We start from the raw sequence: 26,175 nt of genomic DNA on the forward strand, positions 1-26,175 counted from the left end.
TACCCTTTTCTTTTATTTTAACCAATCTGGCTTGGTGGTTTCGATTTCGGCCTGTAATTGATTTAAAAGATTGTATAAGCCGAAGTAGGTTCTATTGATATAAAGTCCATGCTTTGACCCTCTTGCCTGACGGGACTGCCGAAACATCCTGTCATTGGAAATCCGGTCTCCCAGCTTAAATATTTGCTCGAAGAAAGAATTATCGGCAAAATCAAAGCGATCTGCATGAAAGGGTTTGCCCAAAAGAGAAATCATCTCTCTAAAAACCCCTTTAAAATAGGCTTGTTCCTCAGGACTATCCTTTTCAGAAATAAACTCTAAATCGAAGAAGACCTGATTTAGTTCTTCTTCTTTCAGGAGCATATCTTTTTTGATCAAGGCAAAATATCCCTTATAAAATTCCTCCGGAATGACTTTTACACAACCAAAATCTATGATTCCCAACGTATCATCATCCTGAATAATAAAATTACCAGGATGGGGATCTGCATGTACCTGCATCAGATTATGAACCTGATGATGATAAAAATCCCAAAGTGCCTGCCCAATTTGATTTCTGGATTTTTGAGATGGATTTGTTTCTAACCACTCTTTGATGTGGACTCCATTCATCCAGTCCATAGTAATGATTCTATCGGAACTCAACTCATCATAATAAACTGGAAATCTGAGATTGGGAATATGGGAACAGGCGCTTGAAATTTCCCTGGATCTTTGCACCTCCAAAAGGTAATCGGTTTCTTCTAACAACCTTTCCTCTACTTCCTCCATATAGTGATCCAGCTCTTTCTCGTTCATATTCAAAAGCCTTAATGCAAAAGGCCGAACAAGCTTTAAATCAGAACTTACTGAATCAGCCACCCCAGGATATTGGATTTTCACAGCCAGTACCTTATCCCCTAAAGTAGCTTGATGCACCTGACCAATGGAGGCCGCATTGACCGCAGATCTAGTGAAAGTTTCAAAAAGCTGTTCCGGGCTTTTTCCAAAACTTTTCTGAAAGGTTTTAACCACCAAAGGATAGGACAATGGAGGAGCACTATATTGAGCCATTGTAAATTTATCCTGATAGGCTCTCGGCAATAAATTCTTGTCCATGGACATCATCTGGGCCACTTTCAAGGCTGAACCCTTTAACTGACTCAAGGAATTGTAAATATCCTCCGCATTACTCTGATGAAGTCCTTCCTTATCCAGACCCGGAGTCACCATTTTCTTGGCGTAATGCTTCACATAATTCCCTCCTACTTTGGCTCCAGCTCGGATAAATTTCGCAGCCCTTTGAACTTTAGAAACAGGAATACTTTCCTGCTCATGCAACTCTTTCCTCATGAGTTATTTGTTTTGGTACATGAACTTAGCAAAGTCCAAAAAGCTATCCAGTGCACTTTGGCCCATCAGATCAAAAGCTAAATTGACCGATTTTTCGATGGCAGCATCTGTCTTTTCGAAACGAGGAGAATGATCTTCCAACCAATATTTAAAAACAAAAAGTACTTGAAGCCAAAGTGCTTCATCATATCGATCTGAAATAAAGGGGCGGTTTGCTATTTCCTGTGTTTCCTTGCCTTCTAAAATAATATCTGCAGCAAACTCTTTAAACTTCTTCCTGAACTCCCTAAACTCCGAGGGAAAAGAAGTGATTATTTTTGAACTTTGACCATATACGCTCAGCAGATAGGATCTTTTTGTCTTCAAAACCTCTACCCAGGTAAACAAAAAGCCCAAAAACTTCTCTCTTGCCGAATACTCCTTAAAAACCTCTTGAGACTCCAGTTGAAGCCTAGCTTCTTCAAAAATCTGAAGCAAAATAGCGGACTTAATTGCCTCAAAAGAAGTGAAATAGGCATAAAAATCCCCTTCTTTCATTTTGAGACTCTGGGCAAATTTGAAAATCGATGTCGGTTGATTCCCGGTTTCCAAAACTTGCTCGACAAATGCATCCACAATCAGCTTACCGTAGTCTTTTTTGGTGGTTTTCTTGGCTGTTTTAGTTTCCATAAGTGATGTATTCATTTACATATCAACAACCTTTTACAGAAGTCAATGGTTTGAATTTTTAACATAAAAAAACCGAACCACTTGGTTCGGTTATCAATCATTTTAAAAGCAAGTCAGTTTTTTACTTTCTCTATAACCAAATTGTGGTTGGTATAAATGCAGACATCTGCAGCTATGTGAAGGCTTTCGCTAACCATTTCCTCTGCTGAAAGCTGTGGGGCAAACTTTTTCATAGCCCGGGCAGCAGACTGTGCAAACATACTTCCAGAGCCAATGGTCGCAATTTCCATGTCCGGTTCTATCACATCACCAGTCCCAGAAATAATCAAAATATCGTCCTTGTCGGCAACAATCATCATAGCTTCCAACTTGCTGAGCATTCTATCTGTCCTCCATTCCTTTGCAAGCTCAACCGCTGCTCGCTTCATGTTATTGCCAAAAGCACCCAACTTTTCTTCAAATTTTTCCAAAAGCGTAAAAGCATCTGCCGTAGAACCGGCAAAGCCTGTCACGATTTTTCCTCCTTGCAGAACGCGGATTTTCTTAACAGTGCTTTTCGCAACAGTATTTCCTAGTGTCGCTTGTCCATCTGCTCCGATGACTGTTTCACCATTGTGTCGAATGGCTACGACCGTGGTAGATTTGATTTTATCCATTTCCAAAAGTTTTTTCTTTCCTTCTTCAAAACCCATACTAAAAGCAAAAAGTCCTGAAATCAGGACTTTTTGACAGTATTTTATTTATTATATGAGAATCCTAACCGGATCTTCAAGCAATCCTTTCAGAGTGAGTAAAAAGGCAGAACCTACAGCTCCGTCAACTACTCTATGGTCACAAGAAAGGGTTACTTTCATGATGTTTCCGATCTTCATCTGACCATCTTTTACAATCACCGTTTCCTTGATTCCGCCTACTGCAAGAATACAAGCATCTGGCGGGTTGATGATAGCAGTGAACTCGTCAATTCCAAACATTCCCAGGTTTGAGATGGTGAAGGTGTTGCCTTCCCAATCCTTTGGCTGAAGCTCTTTGTTTTTGGCCTTTGCACCCAAAGTCTTTGCTTCATTCGAAATTTGGGAAAGGGATTTACTATCAGTGAATCGGATCACAGGTACAAGAAGTCCCTCTTCCACGGCTACTGCCATTCCGATATGAATGTGCTCATTGTATCGAATTTTATCTCCCAACCAGCTGGAGTTTACTTTCGGATGCTGACGAAGCGCTGCCGCTGCAGCCTTAATCACCATGTCATTGAAAGAAATCTTAACCGAGGAAATTTCATTCATGCTCTTTCTCGCCTCAATTGCCTTGTCCATGTTGATTTCCATGGTAAGGTAAAAGTGAGGTGCAGAATACTTGCTCTCTGCCAATCTCTTGGCAATGACTTTTCGCATCTGAGAGACCTTCTCCTCCGTATAGCTTTCTTGTCCAATTGCAGAAACACCTACCGAAGGGCTTGCTGCTGCCGCTGGAGCTGCAGGAACAAAATTCTCTATATCGCGCTTTATAACTCTTCCTGCTTCACCGGAACCAGCTACTTGACGGATATCTATTCCTTTTTCTTCTGCTATCTTTTTTGCTAGTGGAGAAGCCTTTAGCCTTTCTCCTGCGCCAGTACTTACAGGTGCAGAAACCGCAACTGGTGCAGGAGCTGAAGCTGAGGCAGCTTTTATTTCCTCTTTCTTCGTTTCCACAACAGGCGCCTGTTCTTGAGTATCTCCAACAGCTTGTTGTGCCTTCAACAAAGTCTGAAAATCTGCACCTTTTTCACCGATCACTGCAATCACTCCATCAACAGGCACACTATCACCGGCTTCCACGCCGATATACAACAATGTACCGTCTTCATAGGATTCCAGTTCCATGGTTGCTTTATCGGTTTCCACCTCAGCGATGATTTCTCCAGATTTGATTTCATCTCCGACTTTCTTCAACCAGGCAGAGATTGTTCCTTCTTGCATGGTATCCGACATTTTCGGCATTGTGATTACCGTCGCATTGATATGAGAGGTATCTATTTTTTCAACTACCGCTTTTTGAGGGGCAACCTCTTTCTTTTCTTCTACTACAGGTGCTTCTTCTTTTGCAGGAGCTGCTGAACCGTTATCACTAAGTAAGTGATCAAACTTCTCACCCTTTTCACCAATAATGGCAATAATGCCATTTACTGGAACTGCATCTTTTTCATTTACTCCTATATATAAAAGGACACCTTCATCGTAGGATTCAAGCTCCATAGTTGCTTTATCGGTTTCAACTTCTGCGAGGATATCTCCAGGCTTGACAGTATCTCCCACTTTTTTCAACCATGCAGCGATCACACCTTCTTCCATGGTGTCGCTCATTTTAGGCATTCTGATTATTTCGGCCATAGGTTATTGCGCACTAATTCGTTTTAAAGTGTCCAAAAATAGTTTTTATAAAGTCTTTATTCAAATTTAAAACTAGTATTTTCCCATCGCTAAATACAGCCTTATTTACTACAGCGACAATGCCATTGATTTCCTCCAGCTCCTACAAGAGACCTAAGTGGCTGTTTAATGGTCATTTAGAAACAATTTACCCCTCCTTGTTCAGATCTGTCAGGATTCAAAAGCCTATTCAGGAAAGAATCCAAACTCTTGATGAAGACTTTCTGGAATTGGATTGGTACCGGCAAAACTCCAAGAAACTGATCATTATATCTCATGGTTTGGAAGGAAACAGCAACAGACCGTATATGTTGGGAATGTGTGATATTTTTTTCAAAAATCAGTATGATGTATTGACATGGAACTTCAGAGGCTGCGGCTCAGAATTAAATAAAAATGCAATATTTTATCATTCCGGAGCCACCTACGACCTAGATGAAGTAATCAAACACGCAGAAAAGGATTACGAAGAAATTTACTTAGTTGGTTTCAGCCTTGGTGGAAACCTTACCTTGAAATACCTTGGTGAAAAAGGAGAGCAATGCAAGAAAGTTAAAAAAGGGGTAGCTATCTCCGTCCCCCTTCATTTATCCAGTTCCAGTAAAAAAATTTCAAGCACCTCAAATATGCTATATTCAAAACGGTTTTTGAAAACACTTCGAAAAAAAGTCATTCAAAAAGCGGCATTTCACCCAAAAGAAATTAAGCTTGAGTTCCTTGATAAGATTAAAACACTGTCAGATTTTGACGAGTATTACACTGGGCCTTTGCATGGTTTTGGAGACGCAGAAGAATATTATGAGACCAACTCCTCTCTTTACTTTTTGCCCCAAATCAAAGTCCCAACCTTGATTCTAAATGCCCTCAATGACCCTTTTTTAAGCAAACTTTGCTTCCCTCACCAGCTAGCCAGTGAACTTCAAAAAGTATACTTTGAATTTCCGGAGCATGGCGGCCATGTGGGCTTCAGCCCAATCCAAACCAAAAATCCTTATTATTCTGAGCAAAGGGCATTTGAATTTATAAGTCCCGATATCTAACTTCCAGTCCTATTAAATCAATATACCATGTGCGGTCGATATTCATTAAGTAAAAGTAAAATTGAACTGGAAGAGCGCTTTCAGGCAGAGATGCTCGCTGATTTCAAACCCAGGTACAATATCGCTCCCACACAACTGGTACCGGTGATCACTTCCCAAAGCCCAAAGGGATTTTCCTTTTTTTATTGGGGAATTACGCCTGAATTTGGACAAAATCGTCCAGTAGCCCAAAAACTCATCAACGCAAAAGCCGAAACGGTCGGCGAAAAAGTCTCCTTTAAAAACTCTTTTCAAAAGCGTAGATGTCTGATTCCTGCAGATGGTTTTTATGAATGGAAACGACTCGGGAAAAAAACCAAAATCCCCTATCGATTCACTGTTCGAGATGAAGAACTCTTTGCTTTTGCAGGGATTTGGGAAGAGTTTGAAAATGTAAATGGAGAATCACAGCACACTTTTTTAATCCTGACCACCACACCAAATGAAACCGTGGGTGAGATCCACGACCGAATGCCTGTCATCCTAAATAAAGAGGATGAAAAGAAATGGTTAGACAGCTATACTTCAGAAAATGATCTTCTAGCCATGCTCAAGCCATACGATGCTGAAAAAATGGTGAGCTATACAGTTTCTAATCTGGTCAATTCTGTCCAAAATGACTCCCCTGCACTGATCAAAAAAACATTACCCATAGACCAACATGGGAATTACACCCTGTTCGGTTAAATCAAACGTTTATAGAAAACTATTGTGGGTTCAGAACGGAAGTTCCGATATTCGTTCTCAGTATTAATCAGAAAACCCAAATACCATGTATAAATCCAGAATTTTAGGAGTTGGCCACTATGTTCCTGAGCGCACTGTGACCAATGATGACTTATCCAAAATGATGGATACCAACAATGATTGGATCGTAGAACGAACTGGAATCCGGACTAGACATTGGTTTACACCAGGCGTGGACACAGTCACCAATATGTCCAAAAAAGCAACCGAAATGGCTTTGGAAAGAGCAGGTGTAGGAGCTGAGGACATTGACTTTATCATTTTTGCAACCATTACCCCTGATTACTTTATCCCTGGAAACGGGGTATTACTTCAGAGAGAATTAAACTTTAGAAATATAGGAGCACTTGATATTCGAAACGCCTGTTCAGGATTCATTTACGCCCTTTCTATCGCAGACCAATTCATCAAAACCGGGATGTACAAAAAGGTCCTGGTAGTGGGAGCTGAAATCCAATCCTCTGCTTTGGACAAATCAGACGAAGGTAGATCCAGTGCAGTGATTTTTGCGGATGGAGCGGGAGCAGCAGTTTTAGGAGCCGTAGAATCGGATCAACCGGGGATTCTATCCACTCACTTACATTCCCAAGGTCAATACGCTGAGGAGTTGTACTGCAAAGACCCGGGGAGTAGCCGGGAGGTAAGGATTTCTCAAGAAATGATTGATTCAGGAAGTTTTTTTGTAAAAATGAACGGGAATGCGGTTTTCAAACATGCGGTGGTTCGGTTTATGGAAGTCATTCAGGAAGCTTTGGATCACAATGGTCTGGACAAATCGGCAATTGACCTACTGGTTCCGCATCAAGCCAACCTTCGGATCAGTCAGTACATTCAACAAAAACTAGAACTTCCTGACGAAAAAGTGTTCAATAATATCATGCACTTAGGAAACACAACAGCTGGAACCATCCCTATTGCCTTAAGTGAAGCTTGGGAGCAAGGAAAAATTAAGGAAGGTGATTTGATTTGTTTGGCTGCATTTGGTTCTGGGTTTACCTGGGCCTCTGCGCTATTAAATTGGTAAAATGACCGATACCCAGCAATTGGATCTTGACCTTTGGCTGAATGAGGAAATTGTTCGACGCCAAAACCGCCTAAAGCTGAATTTCGAGATTATCCTCGGTGAGGTTGCAGATTCATTTACCCAAAAATCACTACAGGAAATCCACCCAAATTCAAAAGGAAAAAAACTCTCCCGTGGGAATGACTTGATGGGGCTACCCTATCAGGTTTTGGATTTTGTCAGGGATTTTGACTGGGAAATCGGCCTCAATTTGCGGCTTCTTAATTGGTTTGGAAAGGGATTTTATCTTTTGGCATTAGTTGGGAAAAGGGATTTTGGAAAAATAGACTTATCCAATTCTCAGTTTGAAATTTGCAGATGGGAAAACCCATTTGATTATCCCGAACTAATTTCAGAATCCTCTTCCAATCCAATTAGCGGTCAACCCGAATTTATCCAATGGGCAAAAAAAATCGATATTGTTCCTGAGCCAGATAAGACCAAAGACATACTGATTGAAGAAGTAAAAAAAGTCTTTACAATACTTCAGGAGCATCTGGCAAAAAACCAGAATTAAGTTATTTTTAAACAGGATTTAAATTCATCCGTACAATACAACCGATTGTCCGTTTCAAATAATTCTGAAAATTAAGAGTTATCTTTTTATCAGAAGAAAACAGTTATTTATGAGATATTCCTTCATCCTCTTTTTATTTATAAGTCTTCGGCTTTTTGGACAGGAATCAACCGTGGTTAAACTCTATAACCAAGACTCCACTATTTTGGCTACAGGAGTGATGGCCAATTCGAAAATGGAAGGATTGTGGAAATACTATAATCTTACTACCAACACCTTGATTTCGGAAGGGACTTACAAAGGTGGAGTACGTGAAGGAGTTTGGAATACTTTCAATTCAGCCGGAAAACAAATATTGAAAGTAGAGTATAAAAGTGGGAAGCTCTTTGGCCAAGCACAAATTTTCGATAACGAAGGCTACCTAAAAAGGCAAATGATCTTTCAAGATTCTGTTATAGTAGGGAAGTTTATTGAGTTTTATGGGAAAGAAAATCAGCCGTCTTACGTAGAGCCAGACCAGGTGTTTATAGAAGGTCAATATGAGAATGGAAAGAAAACAGGCCAATGGATAGAATTCCACCCCTTTGGTGAAGTTGCCAAGCGAGAATTTTATGTAAATGACCTAAAAGAAGGCCCATATCTGGAATATGATCCAAACGGAGAACTTCTTACAGAAGCTACCTATAAAAAGGGGAAACTGGAAGGTGGGTATAAATCCTATAGTTTCCTAAACTATGTTGAAGAAGAAGGTGAGTATAAAAACGGACATAAAATAGGCCAATGGCTGAGGTATTTTCCTGCGACAAAGGTTATTTCCGCCGAGGAATATTTTGACGAAATTGGAAATCGGGTCGGAGTTTGGAAATATTATTATGAGAACAAGCGGCTCGCCAGAATCGAAAAATATGAAAACGGCATTGCCGTAGGAACTTGGGAGGAATATTTCCCCAACAGATCAATCGCAAAAAGAAAAACCTATGAGTTAGGTGTGCCTGTTGGAGATTATGTTGAATACCATAGTTCAGGTGAACTATCTGTAACTGGACAGTATGAGAATGGTATGAAGACAGGGCTCTGGAAAAGCTATTTTCCAGACGGAGTTCTCTACTCTATTGGGGAATACCGGAATGATCTCAAAAGTGGATTATGGAAATATTTCAACAAAATTGGGATTTTGATTGCAGAAGGAGAATATAGTCTAGGTCTAGAAAACGGGCAGTGGTTTTATTATTATGACGGTGGACAGCTCAAATCCGTGGGAAGCTATGAATTGGGTTTTGAAAACGGAATCTGGGGGCTTTTTTATGACAACAAACAACTGACTCAGGAAGAATTTTGGGACAACGGCCGATTGATGAATGTTTCTGACTACAATTCTTACGATGGTAGCAAAAAATACGACAAAGGAACTTTAAAAGACGGGGATGGAACCCGAATCACCTATTATATTAATGGTAAAAAAGAATCTGAAGGCAATTTCAAATCTGGAAAAGCGGAAGGAACCTGGACCTTTTTCCATGAAAACGGCAGAAAAGCTTCCGAAGGACAAATGATAGACGGTAAAAAAGAAGGGGCTTGGAAATATTACAATACAGCAGGAAGACTGGAGGACCTCATCAACTATAAAAATGACGAGGTAGTACAAAATCAATTAGAGCCTCTAATTCAGTTTTAAAACTTTTACTCTTTTCAATGGTTTTAGAAAGAAAAAGCCATGTTTAAAATATTTAAAAAGAAAAGTGAACTCGAAAAGCTGAAGGAACAATATGCAAACCTGCTTTCTGAAGCTCACAAATTATCTCATATCAATCGGACGGCATCAGATAAGCTTTTGGCAGAGGCAGAGAAAATTGGAATAAAAATCGATCAAATCAATCAGAAATCATAAAAAAAACAGTAAAGGAATAATTCATATATTTTTGATATTCAATTAATTATATTAAATTAAATTCCTTTTATGGTAATGTCCGGAAAGATTTTTTTTCTAAGTTGATTAGTAAATTTTAAGGGTGATTAAGTTTCGGACATCTATTTTAACCTTTTTGAAAGCCCGGGATACCGGGCTTTTCCTTTAAATTATTTTCTTGAATAATCGTCCTCCAAGCGAACTATATCATTTTCGTCTGAGGGGTTTTGAGGATCAGAATGCACCCAAATTTCGGCCACGACTCCCCAATTTTCCATGCCGACCAGCCTATGCCTCTCCCCTTTGGACAATGAAACAGTCTCCCCGGTTTTCATGAACTCCAAAGGTCCCAGATTATCATCTTGGCTTCTTACAATTCCCGCATCTCCACTAATCAGTTTCCAAAGCTCCGAGCGTCTAAAATGATATTGCCAAGATAGTTTTTGATGTGGGGCAACCAACAAAAATTTCGGACTTAGTTTTTGACTAAGTTGCTGCTCCGACATTTCTACATCTTGGAAAAACTTGTTTTTAAATTCCCTGATTTGTTTTTCATCTATCACAAAAAAACCTCCCCAAGGCCGAGCTGAATCCTTTTCTGAAATTCGTAACCCCTCCTGCCTCAAATACTTTTCCACCTGCTCAAAAACCTCTTCTTTCGAAGAAGCAGGACTAATTTCATTCAAAATCATATAGCAAACTTATTTTTGCCCAAACATAAAAATTTTGCCTCTCAAGAGCTAACTAAAATTAAAAGCAACGAGTATATGCAATTATCAGGTCCAACATTTTGATTCCATCTAACTGACTCAACCTCCTCTCTCTCAAGCTTAAAATCGAGAACAAATTTTATATCAAACCTAAAATCTTTCCCCATTTAATCCCCAGAATAAAAATAAATTCAATTTCCTCTATTTATCTACCTGTTCTTTCCTGATTTTTTTCTGAAAGTATTTTTTGAAACCTAAAAATTCCCTTAATTCAGGCATAACTTAGAATCATGAACCTAATAAACCCGCAATCGGTAATCGATAAAATGGAGGGGGTGGTTGAAATCAAAAGCTACCTCAACAAAATCAAAATCATTAAAAACCTTTATCTAAAAGGTGCCAATACCGCTAGTGAAATATGCTCAGAAGTGGGCATTTCCCTTCCAACTGTCAACTCCCTGCTCAATGACCTTATGAGTTCCGGAGAGGTGATCAAACACGGAAGAGCTGAATCCCAAGGAGGGAGAAAGCCTGATCTTTACCGATTGGCGGAAAACGCATTCTATGTTCTCTCGGTGGACCTCTCCAAGTTCAATATGAATCTGGCTTTATATTCCTGTACCAATGAACAGGTCCACACTAAAGAAAGCCACAAAATTATCCTAAACAATGAGAAGGATACTTTTGATCAAATCTGTGAATTAATCGAAAAATACCTTGTATCAACAGGAATCCCTTCTGATAAAATAATTGCCATAGGCATATCGATGCCAGGCTTGGTGGATTCCAAAGGAGGGGTGAATTATACCTACCTAAGGTTTGGTAAGAAAACTTTATTGGAAAACTTCGAGGAAAGATTCCAGAAAAAGGTCTTTCTGGAAAACGATGCAAGGGCAATGACCTTGGCGGAATTCAAGTTTGGTACAGAGCACAATCACAAAAACGTACTGGGATTATTTGTAGGTTGGGGCATTGGCCTTGGGATTATAATTGATGGAAAAATCTACCAAGGTGCATCAGGTTTTGCGGGCGAATTCAGTCACTCCCCGATTTTTGAATCCCGGGACGTAACTTGCTCCTGTGGCAAAAAGGGTTGTTTGGAGGCTGTAGCATCCGGAACAGCCATTGTCAAAATGGCCGAAGAAGCCATCAAGTTGGACAAGGACAGTATTTTGGCTAGAATGGTCAGGGATCATCAAGAAGAACTTGAACCTGGAATAGTTGTAGAAGCCGCATTGGCAGGTGACCAACGAGCAATTACCATTCTATCGGAAGCAGGACTTGATTTAGGAAGAGGTATTTCCATACTTATTCAATTGTTAAACCCAGAGTTGATTATTATCGGAGGTTCCGTGGCCGAAGCCCACCAATATCTCATTACACCTATTCAGCAGGCTCTCAATATCTACAGCATGGCGAAATCCAGAGAAAAAACAGAGCTGGCTCTATACAAATTAGGGAAAGATGTAGGTTTGATGGGTGGTGTAGCAGTGGTCAACGAACAACTCTTCGAAGATTTGATCAACAGGCTGGGGTAATCTCATCAATCTATGAAGTCTGAGGCTTTTAAATTTTCCAAGTTTCTTTTCTTAGGGACATTTTTCCTTTTTTTAGTCCCCAGTGTGATAGCCCAGAAATCTTTCTCCGGTGAATTCGAAAGAGTTTCCAATAGAAAATCTGGGATTAATTTTAAGAATCAACTTCTGGAAAATGAAGAAAACAACATTCTCCGTTATGAATATTTTTACAATGGCGGAGGGGTTGCAATTGGAGACCTTGACAATGACGGATTAGACGATGTTTTTCTAACGGGCAATATGGTTTCAAACCGCCTTTATAAGAATCTCGGAGCACTCAAATTTGAAGACAAAACCAAGGATGCTAAAATCGAAGGCAAAAAAAGCTGGACTACAGGAGTCAGTTTGGCAGATGTCAATTCCGATGGTCTTTTAGACATTTATGTTTGCTATTCCGGAAAGGAAAATTCCGAAAGCCGCAAAAACGAACTTTGGATCAACTTGGGAAACTTCTCTTTCGAAGAAAAAGCAGAAGAATATGGTTTGGCTGATCCGTCAAACAGTACTCAAGCTTTATTTTTTGATTATGACAGGGATGGGGACTTAGACATGTACCTGCTCAATCATCACATTCAGGTGATCAATGAACTCGAGTTTGACGAGGTGAAGGGTATTAGGCATCCAACTTCTGGAGACAAACTGTATAGAAATGACGGAGAAAAATTCACGGATGTAAGCCAACAAGCTGGAATCAAGGGTTCGGCCTTGGGTTTTGGCCTCTCTGTGATTGCATCTGATGTAAATGGGGACGGATGGCCGGATTTACTCGTCACTAATGACTATATCGAGCCTGATTACCTCTATATCAACCAAAAAAACGGGACATTTTTAGATGAAATGCAAAACCATTTCAACCACATTTCCCACTTTTCAATGGGAGCCGATATCGCTGATATCAACAATGACGGCCTTTTGGATATCTATACCTTGGACATGCTTCCTGAAAATAATGAGCGTCAAAAACTATTGTATGGGCCGGAAAATTACGAGCAATATGCTCTGATGATCCAAAAGGGTTTTTACCATCAAAACATGAGAAATATGCTTCAACTTAATGTTGGTGGTGACAATTTTTCGGAAATCGGACAATTATCAGGCATTTCCAATACAGATTGGAGTTGGTCCGCCTTGTTTTTTGACATGACCAATGACGGAAACAAAGATCTAATGGTCACCAATGGCTACTACAGGGATTACACCAACCGTGACTTTTTGAAATACAAAGGAGATTATTATTTCAAGCAGGCTGTGGCGAATGAAAAAGCCGATACACTCCATCTTGTGACAAGCATGACCTCTACTCCTATTCGGAATTACCTTTTTGAAAACAAAGGCAATCTTAAATTTGAAGATAGATCAGAAGCATGGGGATTTGATTCCCCGGTTTTCTCAAATGGAGCTGCCTATTCCGACCTCGATAATGATGGGGATTTGGACCTGATCATCAACAACCTGAATGAAGCCGCCGGAATCTTTGAGAACAAAGGGACCAAGGGTAATTGGATACAAGTGAATCTCAAAGGCCCTAGCTCTAACCCATTCGGGATTGGAGCAAAAATTCAGTTACGCTCCGGAGGAATCACCCAGTTTGTCGAACATTACCCTGTAAGAGGATTCCAATCTTCGAGCACCTACAGAGTTCATTTGGGAATAGGAAGAAATTCATCTATTGATTCTTTAACAATCACTTGGCCTGACGGATCTAATCAAATTATTAAAAAACTGAATATCAATAGTATAAACAACATTGAATATTCTTCTGACTCAAAATTCTCAGTCCGGACAATTAGTCAAAACCCAATCCTGAAAAAGTCCGAACTAACTGTTCCTTACCTTCCCCATGCGACTGGTTTTAACGACTTTAAAAGACAACCCCTAATGATTTCCATGCCCAGCGCTATCAGCCCTGTCCTGGCTCAAGCAGACTTAAACCAAGATGGAAATCCGGAAATTTTTATTGGTGGGACCAAGGGAAAAAAAGGTGGGATTTTTAGTTTTGACGGAACCAACTGGACCAATTATTCCGGGTTTAATTCCTCTGATGAATTTACAGATGCAGTGGCGATTTTCGAGGATTTCAACGGAGATGGGGCTGTAGATCTTTTTATCGGTAGTGGGGGTTTCCACGATTATATCAGTTCGGACGAATCACTTTCAGATCGTTTGTATTGGAATGATGGGAATGGAAAATTGACCCGGTCCAGAAATTTCCCCGCATATACCATCAGCACCGGTGCTGCTGTGATATTGGATGCAAACGGAGACGGACACCCAGATCTATTCGTAGGTGGGAAAGTAGTTCCCGGTAGATACCCCCAAATCCCTGACAGCAAGTTATTAATCAATGACGGTACAGGGAATTTCACAGACCAAAGTGAATCTTACCTTCCTGAAAATGGGAAAATAGGGATGATCACCGCCTCAGTAGCTCAGGATTTAAATGGAGATGGATTAGATGATTTGGTTATAGTGGGCGAATTCCTTCCTATTACTTTTTTAATCAACCAGGAAGGGCAAAAACTAACAGACCAAACGGAATATTACATATCAAATCAGCTCTCTGGTTGGTGGTCCTCTTTAGCACAAGCCGACATGGACCAAGACGGAGATTTGGATTTAATTGCTGGAAATTTTGGAGAAAATTCCCAATTCAAAGCCAGTGATGAAAAATTGCTAAAACTTTATGCGGCTGATTTTGACCAAAATGGATCCATAGATCCTATTTTGGAATGCTTTATAGGTGGACAAGCCTATCCATTTCCAAGCAGAGATGAGTTACTGGATCAAATGGTAAGCATGCGCAGTAAGTTTACGGATTATGCATCTTATGCCAGCGCCAAAATGGGAGATTTGTTTTCCGAGGAGGAATTGCAAAATGCCCAACTTTTGGAAGCAAACACCCTGGAGTCTTACTATTTGGAAAATACCCCAAATGGTTTTATTCCGCACAAACTGCCTGTTTTGGCCCAATCTTTCCCGCTCTTTTCTATTCTTCCATTGGACCTTAACCAAGATGGCAATATGGATTTGGTTTTGGGAGGAAATCAAAGAAACACCAGAATTCGAATTGGAAATATTGATGCTGGATTGGGTTTGGTTCTTCTTGGGGATGGAAACGGGAATTTCAAAACCCTATATAGTAATGAGTCGGGTCTTTCGATCAAAGGGGATATCAAGTCGGTCCTCCCAATCTCAATAGGCCAAAAGAATCATCTCCTTTTTGGAATTCATGGACAAGCACTAGAACTTTATACTATCCATGATAATTAGGAATTCTCTTCTTTCTTTCCTGCTCACCATTTCGGTTATAATTTATTCCAATGCTGGAAATGCTAGGATTGATTTGCCAAAGATCTACAAAGAGCAGCTTTTTCATTTGACAGAAGTGATGGTAACAGATGTTGCAAGCCCTCCGGTAGCAGCTCGTATTTATGCCTATTCCACACTTGCCACATACCTAAGCTTAAAAAGCCAAAACCAAAGTTTTGCCAAGGGAGATCTATTGGCTCCTTCGAGAATTACCGGAGTCCAAATAAAAAACTCTACTCAATTGGCTTCTCCGGAATTCGCTGCCATATATGCCATGCTGAAAGTCGGCGAGGGAATTATGCCTTCAGGATATTTGCTTAGAGAAAAACAGGAAAACTGGATCAGTGAAGCACTAAAAAGCAAAATTATATCAAAAAAGAACCTTCAATCCCACTTGGATTTCTCTCAAGAAATCGCTGATCAAATCTTATCAATTGCCAAAAATGACGGGTATATCCAGCTTACCGCACTCACTAGGTACAGTCCAAAGCAAGGAGAAGGGAACTGGTACCCCACCCCTCCCGCTTACATTGCTGCTATAGAACCTGAATGGAGAACCATTCAGCCTTTTTTCCTTCAGGACCTTGATGAATTTGATCCCGAACCTATGGCAGCTTTTGACCTGAACGAGGGCAGTCCATTTCAAATCCAATTGATGGAGGTTTTTAATGTGGCAAAAAACCTTTCAGAGGAACAAAAGCTCATAGCCAACTTCTGGGACTGTAATCCATTTATGGTAGATTTTTCAGGTCACATGGCTATTGGCGTTAAAAAAATATCCCCCGGAGGCCATTGGATGGGAATTACTGGAATTGCCGCCGAAAAAGCCAGGCTGAGTTTTGCCGAAACTGCATATGTACATACCCTAGTCGGAATGACGCTGCATGATGCCTTTATTTCATGCTGGAAAGCAAAATACGAGACGGATCGAATCAGGCCCGAAACAGTAATCAACCGAGAACTGGATCAACGATGGAGACCACTCCTCCAAACTCCTCCCTTTCCAGAATACACCTCTGGGCATTCTGTTATTTCCCGTGCATCAGCCATAGTTCTCACAGGATATTTTGGGGATAATTTTTCTTTTTTGGACACGAGTGAAACTTATTTCGGACTTCCTTCCAGGTCTTTTGACTCTTTTCTTCTCGCTTCTGAAGAAGCCGCTATTTCCCGACTTTATGGAGGGATCCACTTTCGGGATGCCATAGAGGAAGGTGTCAAACAAGGAGAAAAAATTGGAAAATCGATTTGGAAAAGCATCAACCAATCTGAGTTGCTGACAAAGCAAACCCCTTAAACCTACCAACATGATTTCTTTATTCATTCCTTTTCTTTTTACACTTTTCAACTTGTTTCAGGTAGAAAGTGAGCCATTCAAATCAGAAGATTCTTCCCCAAACATCATTTTGATATTTGCAGATGATCTGGGTTACGGTGATCTTGGCACTTATGGGGCAACAGAATGGGAAACCCCAAACCTGGATCGACTGGCAAAAGACGGCACTAGATTTACCCAATTTTATGTACCTCATGCTGTTTGTTCAGCTTCCAGAGCAGCCCTTTTGACCGGAGCTTACGCCAATCGCTTAGAAATCTTCGGAGCATTGGATCACACTGCCAAACACGGATTGAATCCAGAGGAGACCACAATTGCAGAAATGCTTAAAGAAAAAGGCTATGCAACCGGAATGGTCGGAAAATGGCATTTGGGGCATTTGCTGGAGTTTCTTCCAACCAAACAGGGGTTTGATTCTTACTTCGGCCTTCCCTATTCTAATGATATGTGGCCTCATCATCCGGAAGCCAAAAACTATTATCCCCCGCTTCCACTGATTGAAGGGGAAAAGACCATTCAAACTCTTGACGATCAAAGCCAGCTTACAACTTGGTATACGGAAAAAGCATTGGAGTTTATAGATGAGAACAAGGAGAAGCCTTTTTTCCTATACCTGGCCCATAACATGCCTCATGTGCCCTTATTTGTTTCGGATAAATTCAAAGGAAAATCAAAGCAGGGACTTTACGGGGATGTGATTATGGAAATTGACTGGTCTGTGGGTGAAATCAGAAAAAAAATCAAGGAATTGGGACTTGATGAAAATACGTTGATCATTTTCACTTCTGACAATGGTCCCTGGCTTTCATATGGGGGACATGCTGGCCTCACGGCTGGATTGAAAGAGGGCAAAGGAACTTCCTGGGAAGGTGGTATCCGAGTTCCGGCCATATTTACCTGGCCTGGTAAGATTCCAGCAGGAACTATCCAAAATGAAGCAGCCATGACCATAGATATTTTGCCGACTATAGCTTCGTGGACAAACTCAGATTTGCCTTCCTTGAAAATCGATGGAAGGAATATCAGACCACTAATTGAGGGAAAGAAACAGGACTCCAAACCCTATTTTGCGTATTACAACAGAAACGAGCTGCAAGCGGTAATTTATGGAAAATGGAAACTGGTTTTTCCACATACATATAGGACTATTCCTGAGGGAACTGTACTAAGAAATGACGGGCTACCCGTAAAGTATACAAATATCAAACTCGAAAAAGCCATGCTATACAATTTGGAAGAAGACCCTTTCGAAAAAATTGATGTGGCAGAAGGTAACCCTGAAATTCTTGAGAAACTGGAAGCTTTTGCAGATGAGGCCAGACAGGACATGGGAGATGAACTGACCAAAACCATTGGCACAGGTTCAAGGAAAGCCGGAAGAATCAATCAATAAACGAAGAAGCCTGGATCATCCAGGCTTCTTCGTTTTTCCCTTAAGGAATCCATTTGATGTTCTTGAAATTAGGCTTTCTTTTCTCAAGAAATGCGTTCCTGCCCTCCTTCGCTTCTTCAGTCATATAAGCAAGACGAGTAGCTTCACCTGCAAATACTTGTTGCCCCACCATCCCGTCATCAGTTAGGTTCATGGCAAATTTCAGCATTTTTATAGAAGTCGGGGATTTTTCCAGAATTTCCTGAGCCCACTGATAGGCTGTATCTTCCAATTCATCGTGAGGGATCACGGCATTGACCATCCCCATTTCAAAAGCCTCCTGAGCTGAATAATTTCTTCCCAAGAAGAAAATTTCACGTGCTTTTTTCTGGCCAACCATTTTTGCCAAATAAGCAGAGCCATATCCTCCATCAAAACTGGTCACATCGGCATCCGTCTGTTTGAAGATTGCATGCTCCTTACTAGCCAAAGTCAAATCGCAAACCACGTGTAAGCTATGTCCTCCCCCAACTGCCCAACCGGGCACAACGGCAATAACAACCTTAGGCATGAATCGAATCAATCGCTGAACTTCCAAAATATTCAATCTATGATATCCATCTTCCCCTACATACCCTTGGTGCCCACGAGCACGCTGATCTCCTCCGGAGCAAAAAGCCCAACCACCGTCTTTAGGAGAAGGCCCTTCCCCACTCAGCAATACCACTCCAATAGAGGTATCCTCTTGAGCATCATAAAAAGCATCATAAAGTTCTGCAGTTGTCTTAGGGCGAAATGCATTCCTTACTTCAGGACGGTTGAAAGCAATTCGGGCTACACCATTACATTTTTTGTAGGTGATATCTTCGTATTCTTTGGCAGTAATCCACTCCATGATTTTCGTTTTGGTTAAAAATCTGATTTTTTTGCAAGATAACAGGCTTCCACGGAATTTGTTGATTCTTAATAGACCTTAAACTTACTTGCCCTGATCTTCTGAATGTTCCGGCTTATTTTCCAAAACCATAGCTTTTCCCAGCCTTCTGATTTTCAGAAGATTCCTGGGGATTTCCCAGAATTTGCCATTGAAGCGCTTCATTTTTGTAAAGAATGGCTTTCGGGAAAAGAAACTTTTACCCTACAAACTTCAGGTTCCACTGGGAAACCCAAGCAAATCCAAATTCATAAAAGCCAAATGATTGAAAGCGCCAAGGCCACTGGTGAATTTTTCAAAATCAATCCCACTATGAACTTGCTTTGCTGTCTCAACCCCAGATATATCGCTGGAAAAATGATGTTGGTCAGGGCAATGGTCTGGAATTGTAATCTTCTTTTGGTTGAGTCAAGCTCGAATCCCTTATCAACTATCCCCAGTGGGTTTGAACCAAATTTCATAGCCCTAGTACCACTTCAAGTACAAACCCTATTGGAAAATGAAGAATCTACTAAAATCCTTCAAAGGATAAAAAATATCATTATCGGAGGAGCTCCTATTCATTCTGGGCTGAAACAAAAACTGGAGGACTTGCAAATCCATGCCTGGCAAACTTATGGAATGACCGAAACCGTCTCCCATATCGCCCTAGCCCCCATCAAAAGCGGGGAGTTACATTACCAAATTCTTCCGGGCGTAGAAATTGGCACCGATTCCAGAGGAGCATTGTGGATCAAAAGCCCCATGAGTAATGAAGAAAAAATTCAAACAAACGATTTGGTTCGGCTTGACTCCAAGTATAGCTTTTCCTGGTTAGGAAGGGCGGATTTTGTCATCAATTCCGGGGGAATAAAAATTCACCCTGAACTCTTAGAATCCAAAATGGAACCCAGTATCCATTATTATTTTCCAGGATCTCTTTTTTTTCTTTCTGGAAAGCCTGATGAAAGGCTTGGGCAAAAACTTATACTGTTAATTGAAAGCCAAGAAAAAGATCCCGAAAAAATTGATTTGTTGTTGGTTGATTTGAAAAATAAAGTAACCCGTTTCGAATTCCCTCGTGAAATACGGTTGATTGATAAGTTTGATCTAACTCCAAACGGAAAAATCGACCGGATCAAAACCCTGAGTAAAGCATGAACCTGATTTTCATACTGTTGACATTTATCCTTCAGCTGTTGATCCCTGTCCAAGAAACCGGGCAAATCGAACTCCAAATAAGTAATACTAGATCCAATCGGGGAATTATTCGAGTTTTGATTTTTAGGGATTCTGATGGATTTCCTGAGGAAAGATCAAAGGCATTTCAGGCTTTGTCACTCCCTGTTCTGGACCTGAAAAAAAAACATAGCATCAACGAACTTCCTCCCGGAAAATATGCGCTTTCAATTTTCCACGATGAGGATGAAAACGGAGAGATGCGAAAAAATTCTCTGGGCTATCCACTGGAAAAATATGGATTTTCCAACAACCCCAAAGTTCTCTTCAGCATCCCTTCATTTGAAAAATGTGCTGTTCAAGTTGGAAAAGGAGAAACAAAACTCCTTAAAATTGAACTTCGCTAATCGATATTTCTCAACCAACCGGTAATACTGTTCCTTTCCTTTCTAGTCGGTAAAACTTCATGAGGAACTTCAGCACTTAAAAATACGACCATGCGACCCGGCAAAGGCAAGAAATCCTGAATGGATTCAGTACCGTCCTCATTGGGAATGTACATTCTCAAAGCCCCCTCATCCTCCTCTGTCCAGGAATCATTCAGATAAATAATCACAGTGACTATTCTATAAGGAACTTGCTGAAACTGATCCAAATGCCTCTTGTAAAAGGAGCCAATTGGATAGCGGGCAAAATGCGCTTCAAATGATTTGAGCCCTAAAAAACAGCGCCTGTTGAGCGTAAGACGAATTTGATCTACCAAGTCGAAATAGGCTGACTGCAAAGGGCTCAGATTGTCCTGCTCCAACCACAGCACCTCATCACTCCGGATTTCAGGCCTGACCTGTTTATTTTCCCCTGTTCCAATGGCAGCTTTTCTAAACTTACCACTTTCCAGTAAATCTGTTTGCTCATCCAAAAGGGCCTTTCGGAAAATCTCATCCACCAAATCATCTACGACGACATAGGACTTTTCATAAATTTCGCTTGCAATGCGTTCCAGAATCTCTTCCATATCGAGACGTTATGAATGCAAAATAAAAGCTTAATTGGCTGAAAAAATATACTTTTGTGCAAAGTAAAGTAGATGAAACCCACAAAAGAAAAAATTGATGGGATCGTACTCGAATACGATTCAGGAATCATACCTCCTCCCTACAGCCATGTCTTCCGTCTTTCTCTGGATTGGGGCGCCGGTTCCCTCAAAGCCAAACTGGACTTGCATTACACAGACCGAGAGGAACTTTCTGAAGAAGAAATTTTGGATGAGGGATTTACTGTCAACGATGATTATTCCTATCAAGGCTCCCTGAACAATATTTGGATTGACCCAATTCTAGAACTTTTTCAAAAAACGAAATGGAGCAATAATATGCTGGAAGAAGGAGGGATCATGGTCGGTACCAAAACTGGAAAGTCCTCCTCAGAGCTAAAGGCTCCATCAAATCAGGAAGAATGGCAATTAATGGCTCAAGACCTAATCCAGGCCATATATGAAACCACCAAAAAAGAGGCCCCTCTCCAGGTAAAATACAGACGAATCACTCATGAAGATTCAGTGGACTGCTCCTTAACGGTCCATTTTTCAAACAGGGAAGTCTCCTTTGTCCAAGGGGACAAGACGCGAAAAATCAACTGGGAATTTGCAATTCAATTGATGAAGTTGGTTTTTACTCCTGATTATCATTACGAATTGGCTAAAGAAGAACCCGGAAAAAAACGGGGAGCCTACATTGACTGTGGAGATGGTTATTGGCATGAATTGGGAAAGGGAGTTGTCAATATAGACCCCTCCTTTGATGCTGTAAGCAGGATTAGGTCGACCTTCGATGAACTGATAGATTAACAAAAAGCCCTGACTCAAATTTTGACTCGGGGCTTTTCTTGTTTCTTTTCACTTTTTTATTCTTTTCAAATCATCTTGGATATCCCGGATCATTTCCCCCAAATCATCGAGGGTCAGGGCTTTCTTTTTATCCCCCGGATTTGGAAAATCAGTACTTACAAAAGCTTTCGCTTCCCAAACTTCCAATACATCTTCCCCCCTAACATCAAATGGCTTGTAATGGTCATTATCGGAAACCAAAAACAACTTCCCGTTTTCCTCCAAATAATTGAAGACTCTTTTATAAACTACGCCTTCGGTCTGAGTGACCAAAACGTAGGTTCGACCACTCTTTATATCTTTTAAATGCTCTACAAAGGAACCAATCACGATGGTTCCGGGAACTAAGGGGAGCATGGAATCCCCTGCAAGTTCAAAGGCTCTGTAGGTAGCCTGTCTTGACAAATTAGGTAAATGAAACTGGGGCAAAGACTCCATATATTCAGGGTCTGCATACCCGTTCAGATATCCAGCAGACGCTTTCTGCCCTACAAGAGTAATGTTTTCATTGTCATCAGTATCTGCTGCAATAGTTAAAATTCTGACCCCTTTTTTTTGAAGGGCCCTTCTACCATGGCTTTCAATATCATGCTCAAGCAGCTCTTCCAATCCCACCTCAAGAACATCACACAATCTCTTCAGAGTAAACAACTTAGGCTCGGACCTTCCATCTTCATAGGCAGATATCATGGTTCTCTGCACATCCAATTGATCCGCAAGTTCATTTTGGGTGATTCCCTTTTGCTTACGCAAAAACCGAAGGTTTGAAGCAAGAAAATTCATGCTGAGAAAAGGTAAAAATCATGGTCTTCTGACGCGGGAGCCACAGGAAAAAAGGGGTTAACTTTTCTGGATGCTAGCCTTCTTTCTTCCAACCTATTCTTGATTTCTTCAATAATATCTCCGACCGATTTGGGTTCGGTGACCAAAAGGTATCCATACTGGGGCTTGACCTCATCTTCTACAAAAAACTTAACCTGAAAATTGCCTGAAGCAAGGGTCTTGGTCGTGATGCTGATTTTCTCTGATTTTTCCATAATTGACAATTTTAACTCCTGCTAAATTATAAATGTTACTTTTATTAACATCGAAATGATGAATAAAATAACATTTTTTACTGACGATAATTGTCAAAGATTCTTTTTTAGCCCCCAACCAGCTAAAAACCAGTACACTAAATCAAAATTTACATGAAAGGATTCTATTCATTGGTGATTTTGACCGCTTAGCCTAAAAGGCGCCAATTTGCGAAACTGACCGCTTTTCTTTGTAGTTAGAATTATTGAACCCTTCCAAAACCTTGGAAGAATGCGGTGAAACCCCATTAAACCAACTAGATGAAGTACTATCTAATTATCCTTTTTTTTGCTGCCAGCATCGGCTCCATAAATGCCCAGTCCTTTACTTTAAAAGGCAAAATCCAGCAGGCAGGAACTAATGAGACTATCCCCAATGCGACTGTCCTTTTGCTCAATTTGCCTGATTCCACACAGGCAGATGGTATGATATCGGATTTAGATGGTTTTTTCGAAATAAACAACATCAGAGAAGGCGAATACCTTCTCAAAGTGCAATACCTGGGCTACCAAAATTTATTAAAAAGTATTACTGTAAATCGGGATTTGGATCTGGGAAATTTATTCCTCAAAGAAGAAGCTACCGCTTTGGAGGAGGTGACCATTTCTGCTCGAAGATCTTTGAGTCAGCAAAAATCTGACACCACCATGTTTAATGCCGACGCATTTAAAACCATGCGTGATGCCAGTGCCCAAACCCTAATCGAAAAACTCCCGGGAGTAACCTCCGAGGACGGTTCTCTTCAGGCCCAAGGGGAAAGCATTGCCCAAATTTTGGTTGATGGAAAGCCTTTTTTTGGAGGGGATGTAAAAACAGCCCTACAAAACCTTCCTGCTGAGGTGATTCAGGGAATTGAAATCTTTGATCAGCTCAGTGAGAAAGCCAGACTTAGTGGTTTCGATGATGGTGAGCGTATCAAGACCATCAACATCATCACCAAACCCAACCGTCGAAAGGGGCAATTCGGAAGAACATCCGCAGGCTATGGCACGGATGACCGCTATGTGGTCGGTGCCAGTATCAATGCCTTTGACGAAGATCAGAGAATAACATTCACCGGACTTTCCAATAATATCAACCTGACTGATTTCTCAGCAGATCCAAATGCCCAAGACAATGCCAGACCACAAAATGGAATCATCAAGACAAATATTGCAGGTCTAAACTATTCCGATCTTTGGGGTGAAAAAATCAAAGTTTCTGGAAGTTATGTTTTCAGCAGAAGGGAAAACATAGGTCAAACAAACCGATTTCGGGAATTCCTCACCGGGAATGAGTCGAGCCAGTTTTATGATGAAATCAGCAATGACCAAAGGATCAACAATCAGCACCTCTTCAACCTAAGGTTTGAATACAACATTGATGAAAAGAACCGGTTCCTTTATATACCGAGATTTTCCGCACGATTTGAGGATGAAAATTCTGATTTTTTTGGTGAAACCAACAATGGAACTGACCTGATCAACACGGTAACCAACAACCGAACTGCAAAAAACAAGGATTACGATCTGTTTAACCGGTTCTTTTACAGTCATAAATTTGACAAGCCTGGACGTACCATGACTGTAAGGGCTCGATTGGCGAATAATGCCAATGAAGACCGTGCAAGAAGAACCGCTGAAAACCAGTATTTCGAACCCGACCCCAGAACGGAAATCATCAACCAGCGAATCAACAGGGATAGAACCGGGCTTTCCTGGGAAACAGGAGTTTCTTTTACCGAAGCTGTGAGTGAGAGGAGTCAGTTTGAACTCGAGTATGAAATCGGCAACCGAATCAATGACTCGGACCAGTTGATCTATGATGTATTGGGAGAAGGAATTGGAAGTCCAGAGTTGATCATTGATACTGCACTCAGCAATACATTTGAAAGTAAATTCCTGACTCAGGAAGTGGAACTTGGATACCAGTATAGCAAGGACAAGTTCAGACTTCAGACAGAAGGTCAGTTCCAACATGCCCAATTGGACAATGAGCAGGGATTCCCTCAGGCCTTTCAGCTTAAAAGAACTTTCCAAAGCTTCTTGCCTACTGTAAGAATAGACTACAAGTTTTCTGAAAACACCAACTTTGAATTCGATTACGATACCCGAACCAATGAACCATCACTCAACCAGTTGCAGCCTGTAGTGGACAATTCTAATCCACTTCAACTGAGAACCGGTAATCCTGAGCTGAACCAATCTTATAGCAATAGACTTCGGGTAAGGTTCAGAAGTAACAATCCCGAAACCGATCAAAATTGGTTCCTTTTTGCTCAGTCTTCCTTTGTGAAAAACACCATTGCCACCAGTTCTTTTATTGCTGAAGAACCAACTGAGGTTCAAGACGGGATCATTCTAGCGCCCGGCTCTCAGCTATTCAAACCTGTAAATCTTCAAGGCTATTGGGATTTCAGGTCCTGGATGAGCTATGGGATGCCGTTGGACTTTATCAAGTCGAATCTGAACATCAATGCCGGAGCAGGAATCACACGACGCCCAACTTTAGTGAATAATACCAATGGATTCAACAATTCCAGAAGACTCAGTACAGGGCTTTCTCTTAGTAGCAATATCAGTGATCAAATTGATTTCAATATCTGGACAAGATTTTCCTTCAATCAGGTGGAAAACACGCTCAACCCGAACCTAAACAATAATTTCTTTAACCAGCGGGGCAGAATCAACTTCAATTGGATTATCTGGGAAGGATTTGTTTATAGACTTGATCTCAGCCATCAAATCAACTCAGGGCTTTCTGAAGGATTTGACACCAATTTCACTTTGGTGAACATGAGTTTGGGCAAAAAAGTCTTCAATAATCAAAGAGGGGAAATCAGCCTGAATGTGTACGACTTATTCCGTCAAAACAACAACATCCGTAGAAATATCACTGAAACCTTCATTGAGGATGTGCAGTCCAATGTCTTGCAACGCTACTTCATGTTGACTTTTTCCTATAACATCCGAAGATTTAGCAAGGGAATGGATATGGATGATTACAATGAAATGATCAACACAGGAGACCCTGTAAACAATGGCAGAAGAGGTGATTGATCTAGCGCCACTGAAAACAAAAAGAACGCCCCGAAAATTGAATTTTCGGGGCGTT

At 40.8% G+C, this 26,175-nt stretch carries 23 protein-coding genes; 14 read left to right on the forward strand and 9 right to left on the reverse strand.

Going from position 1 to position 26,175, the window contains the following annotated elements:
* Positions 1-12: 12 nt before the first annotated feature.
* From P2G54_RS10495 to P2G54_RS10510, 4 genes are all read right to left on the reverse strand, one after another.
* A complete protein-coding gene (locus P2G54_RS10495; RefSeq protein WP_275870878.1) occupies positions 13-1,332 on the reverse strand; it encodes an AarF/UbiB family protein in 1,320 nt (439 codons plus the stop codon).
* Between the two features lie 3 nt (positions 1,333-1,335).
* Positions 1,336-2,001 (reverse strand): TetR family transcriptional regulator C-terminal domain-containing protein, encoded by a 666-nt coding sequence (locus P2G54_RS10500; protein ID WP_275870880.1) that lies wholly within the window; start codon positions 1,999-2,001, stop codon positions 1,336-1,338.
* A 113-nt stretch (positions 2,002-2,114) separates the two neighbouring features.
* Positions 2,115-2,657 (reverse strand): ATP-dependent protease subunit HslV, encoded by a 543-nt coding sequence (hslV, locus tag P2G54_RS10505; RefSeq protein ID WP_275870882.1) that lies wholly within the window; start codon positions 2,655-2,657, stop codon positions 2,115-2,117.
* Positions 2,658-2,744: 87 nt separating this feature from the next.
* Entirely contained in the window at positions 2,745-4,373 is a 1,629-nt protein-coding gene (locus P2G54_RS10510; protein ID WP_275870883.1) for a pyruvate dehydrogenase complex dihydrolipoamide acetyltransferase, read from the reverse strand.
* A 119-nt stretch (positions 4,374-4,492) separates the two neighbouring features.
* Between P2G54_RS10510 and P2G54_RS10515 the strand changes: the two genes are divergently transcribed.
* From P2G54_RS10515 to P2G54_RS10540, 6 genes are all read left to right on the forward strand, one after another.
* A complete protein-coding gene (locus P2G54_RS10515; RefSeq protein WP_275870885.1) occupies positions 4,493-5,452 on the forward strand; it encodes an alpha/beta fold hydrolase in 960 nt (319 codons plus the stop codon).
* A gap of 27 nt (positions 5,453-5,479) precedes the next feature.
* Positions 5,480-6,178: an SOS response-associated peptidase gene (locus tag P2G54_RS10520; protein ID WP_275870887.1), complete on the forward strand. Its 699-nt coding sequence runs from the start codon at positions 5,480-5,482 to the stop codon at positions 6,176-6,178.
* 85 nt (positions 6,179-6,263) lie between these two features.
* Complete coding sequence (locus P2G54_RS10525; protein ID WP_275870889.1) at positions 6,264-7,262, forward strand: beta-ketoacyl-ACP synthase III; 999 nt, start codon at positions 6,264-6,266, stop codon at positions 7,260-7,262.
* A gap of 1 nt (position 7,263) precedes the next feature.
* Entirely contained in the window at positions 7,264-7,818 is a 555-nt protein-coding gene (locus P2G54_RS10530; protein WP_275870891.1) for a hypothetical protein, read from the forward strand.
* A 109-nt stretch (positions 7,819-7,927) separates the two neighbouring features.
* Positions 7,928-9,493: a toxin-antitoxin system YwqK family antitoxin gene (locus P2G54_RS10535; RefSeq protein ID WP_275870893.1), complete on the forward strand. Its 1,566-nt coding sequence runs from the start codon at positions 7,928-7,930 to the stop codon at positions 9,491-9,493.
* A 39-nt stretch (positions 9,494-9,532) separates the two neighbouring features.
* Positions 9,533-9,706, forward strand: coding sequence for a Lacal_2735 family protein (locus P2G54_RS10540; protein ID WP_275870895.1), 174 nt, complete (start codon positions 9,533-9,535; stop codon positions 9,704-9,706).
* Positions 9,707-9,894: 188 nt separating this feature from the next.
* Here the strand turns inward: P2G54_RS10540 and P2G54_RS10545 are convergent, their stop codons facing one another.
* Positions 9,895-10,416, reverse strand: coding sequence for a phosphoheptose isomerase (locus P2G54_RS10545; protein ID WP_275870897.1), 522 nt, complete (start codon positions 10,414-10,416; stop codon positions 9,895-9,897).
* A gap of 308 nt (positions 10,417-10,724) precedes the next feature.
* On the opposite strand from P2G54_RS10545, the gene P2G54_RS10550 reads away from it, so the two are divergent.
* The 4 genes from P2G54_RS10550 (at position 10,725) to P2G54_RS10565 (ending at position 18,049) form a co-directional block, all read left to right on the forward strand.
* Entirely contained in the window at positions 10,725-11,972 is a 1,248-nt protein-coding gene (locus P2G54_RS10550) for an ROK family transcriptional regulator (protein WP_275870899.1), read from the forward strand.
* A gap of 84 nt (positions 11,973-12,056) precedes the next feature.
* On the forward strand, positions 12,057-15,281 hold the full coding sequence (locus P2G54_RS10555; protein WP_275870901.1) for a VCBS repeat-containing protein: 3,225 nt from the start codon (positions 12,057-12,059) through the stop codon (positions 15,279-15,281).
* Complete coding sequence (locus tag P2G54_RS10560; protein ID WP_275870903.1) at positions 15,271-16,617, forward strand: vanadium-dependent haloperoxidase; 1,347 nt, start codon at positions 15,271-15,273, stop codon at positions 16,615-16,617. Before P2G54_RS10555 ends, P2G54_RS10560 begins: the two co-directional genes overlap by 11 nt.
* Before the next feature lie 10 nt (positions 16,618-16,627).
* On the forward strand, positions 16,628-18,049 hold the full coding sequence (locus P2G54_RS10565; RefSeq protein WP_275870905.1) for a sulfatase: 1,422 nt from the start codon (positions 16,628-16,630) through the stop codon (positions 18,047-18,049).
* Positions 18,050-18,089: 40 nt separating this feature from the next.
* Here P2G54_RS10565 and P2G54_RS10570 read toward each other — a convergent pair whose 3' ends face one another.
* On the reverse strand, positions 18,090-18,923 hold the full coding sequence (locus P2G54_RS10570) for a 1,4-dihydroxy-2-naphthoyl-CoA synthase (protein WP_275870907.1): 834 nt from the start codon (positions 18,921-18,923) through the stop codon (positions 18,090-18,092).
* 105 nt (positions 18,924-19,028) lie between these two features.
* On the opposite strand from P2G54_RS10570, the gene P2G54_RS10575 reads away from it, so the two are divergent.
* Together P2G54_RS10575 and P2G54_RS10580 are read left to right on the forward strand one after the other, a co-directional pair.
* Positions 19,029-20,102, forward strand: a complete 1,074-nt coding sequence (locus tag P2G54_RS10575; RefSeq protein ID WP_275870909.1) for an AMP-binding protein — start codon at positions 19,029-19,031, stop codon at positions 20,100-20,102.
* Complete coding sequence (locus tag P2G54_RS10580; RefSeq protein WP_275870911.1) at positions 20,099-20,527, forward strand: DUF2141 domain-containing protein; 429 nt, start codon at positions 20,099-20,101, stop codon at positions 20,525-20,527. The genes P2G54_RS10575 and P2G54_RS10580 overlap by 4 nt, the downstream gene beginning before the upstream one ends.
* Here the strand turns inward: P2G54_RS10580 and P2G54_RS10585 are convergent.
* Positions 20,524-21,135 carry a 2OG-Fe(II) oxygenase gene (locus P2G54_RS10585; RefSeq protein ID WP_275870913.1) on the reverse strand — a complete coding sequence of 204 codons (612 nt, stop codon included), beginning with the start codon at positions 21,133-21,135 and terminating at the stop codon, positions 20,524-20,526. The genes P2G54_RS10580 and P2G54_RS10585 overlap by 4 nt on opposite strands.
* A gap of 72 nt (positions 21,136-21,207) precedes the next feature.
* On the opposite strand from P2G54_RS10585, the gene P2G54_RS10590 reads away from it, so the two are divergent.
* Complete coding sequence (locus P2G54_RS10590; protein WP_275870915.1) at positions 21,208-21,966, forward strand: hypothetical protein; 759 nt, start codon at positions 21,208-21,210, stop codon at positions 21,964-21,966.
* Positions 21,967-22,014: 48 nt separating this feature from the next.
* On the opposite strand, the gene P2G54_RS10595 is transcribed toward P2G54_RS10590, so the two are convergent.
* Positions 22,015-22,788 carry a LexA family transcriptional regulator gene (locus P2G54_RS10595; protein ID WP_275870917.1) on the reverse strand — a complete coding sequence of 258 codons (774 nt, stop codon included), beginning with the start codon at positions 22,786-22,788 and terminating at the stop codon, positions 22,015-22,017.
* On the reverse strand, positions 22,785-23,042 hold the full coding sequence (locus P2G54_RS10600) for a hypothetical protein (protein WP_275870919.1): 258 nt from the start codon (positions 23,040-23,042) through the stop codon (positions 22,785-22,787). Before P2G54_RS10600 ends, P2G54_RS10595 begins: the two co-directional genes overlap by 4 nt.
* A 300-nt stretch (positions 23,043-23,342) precedes the next feature.
* Here P2G54_RS10600 and P2G54_RS10605 point away from each other — a divergent pair, with 300 nt between their 5' ends.
* Entirely contained in the window at positions 23,343-26,120 is a 2,778-nt protein-coding gene (locus P2G54_RS10605) for an outer membrane beta-barrel protein (RefSeq protein ID WP_275870920.1), read from the forward strand.
* Positions 26,121-26,175 lie beyond the last annotated feature (55 nt).

This window comes from Algoriphagus sp. CAU 1675 (assembly GCF_029222925.1).
In the GTDB taxonomy this organism is placed as follows: Bacteria; Bacteroidota; Bacteroidia; order Cytophagales; family Cyclobacteriaceae; genus Algoriphagus.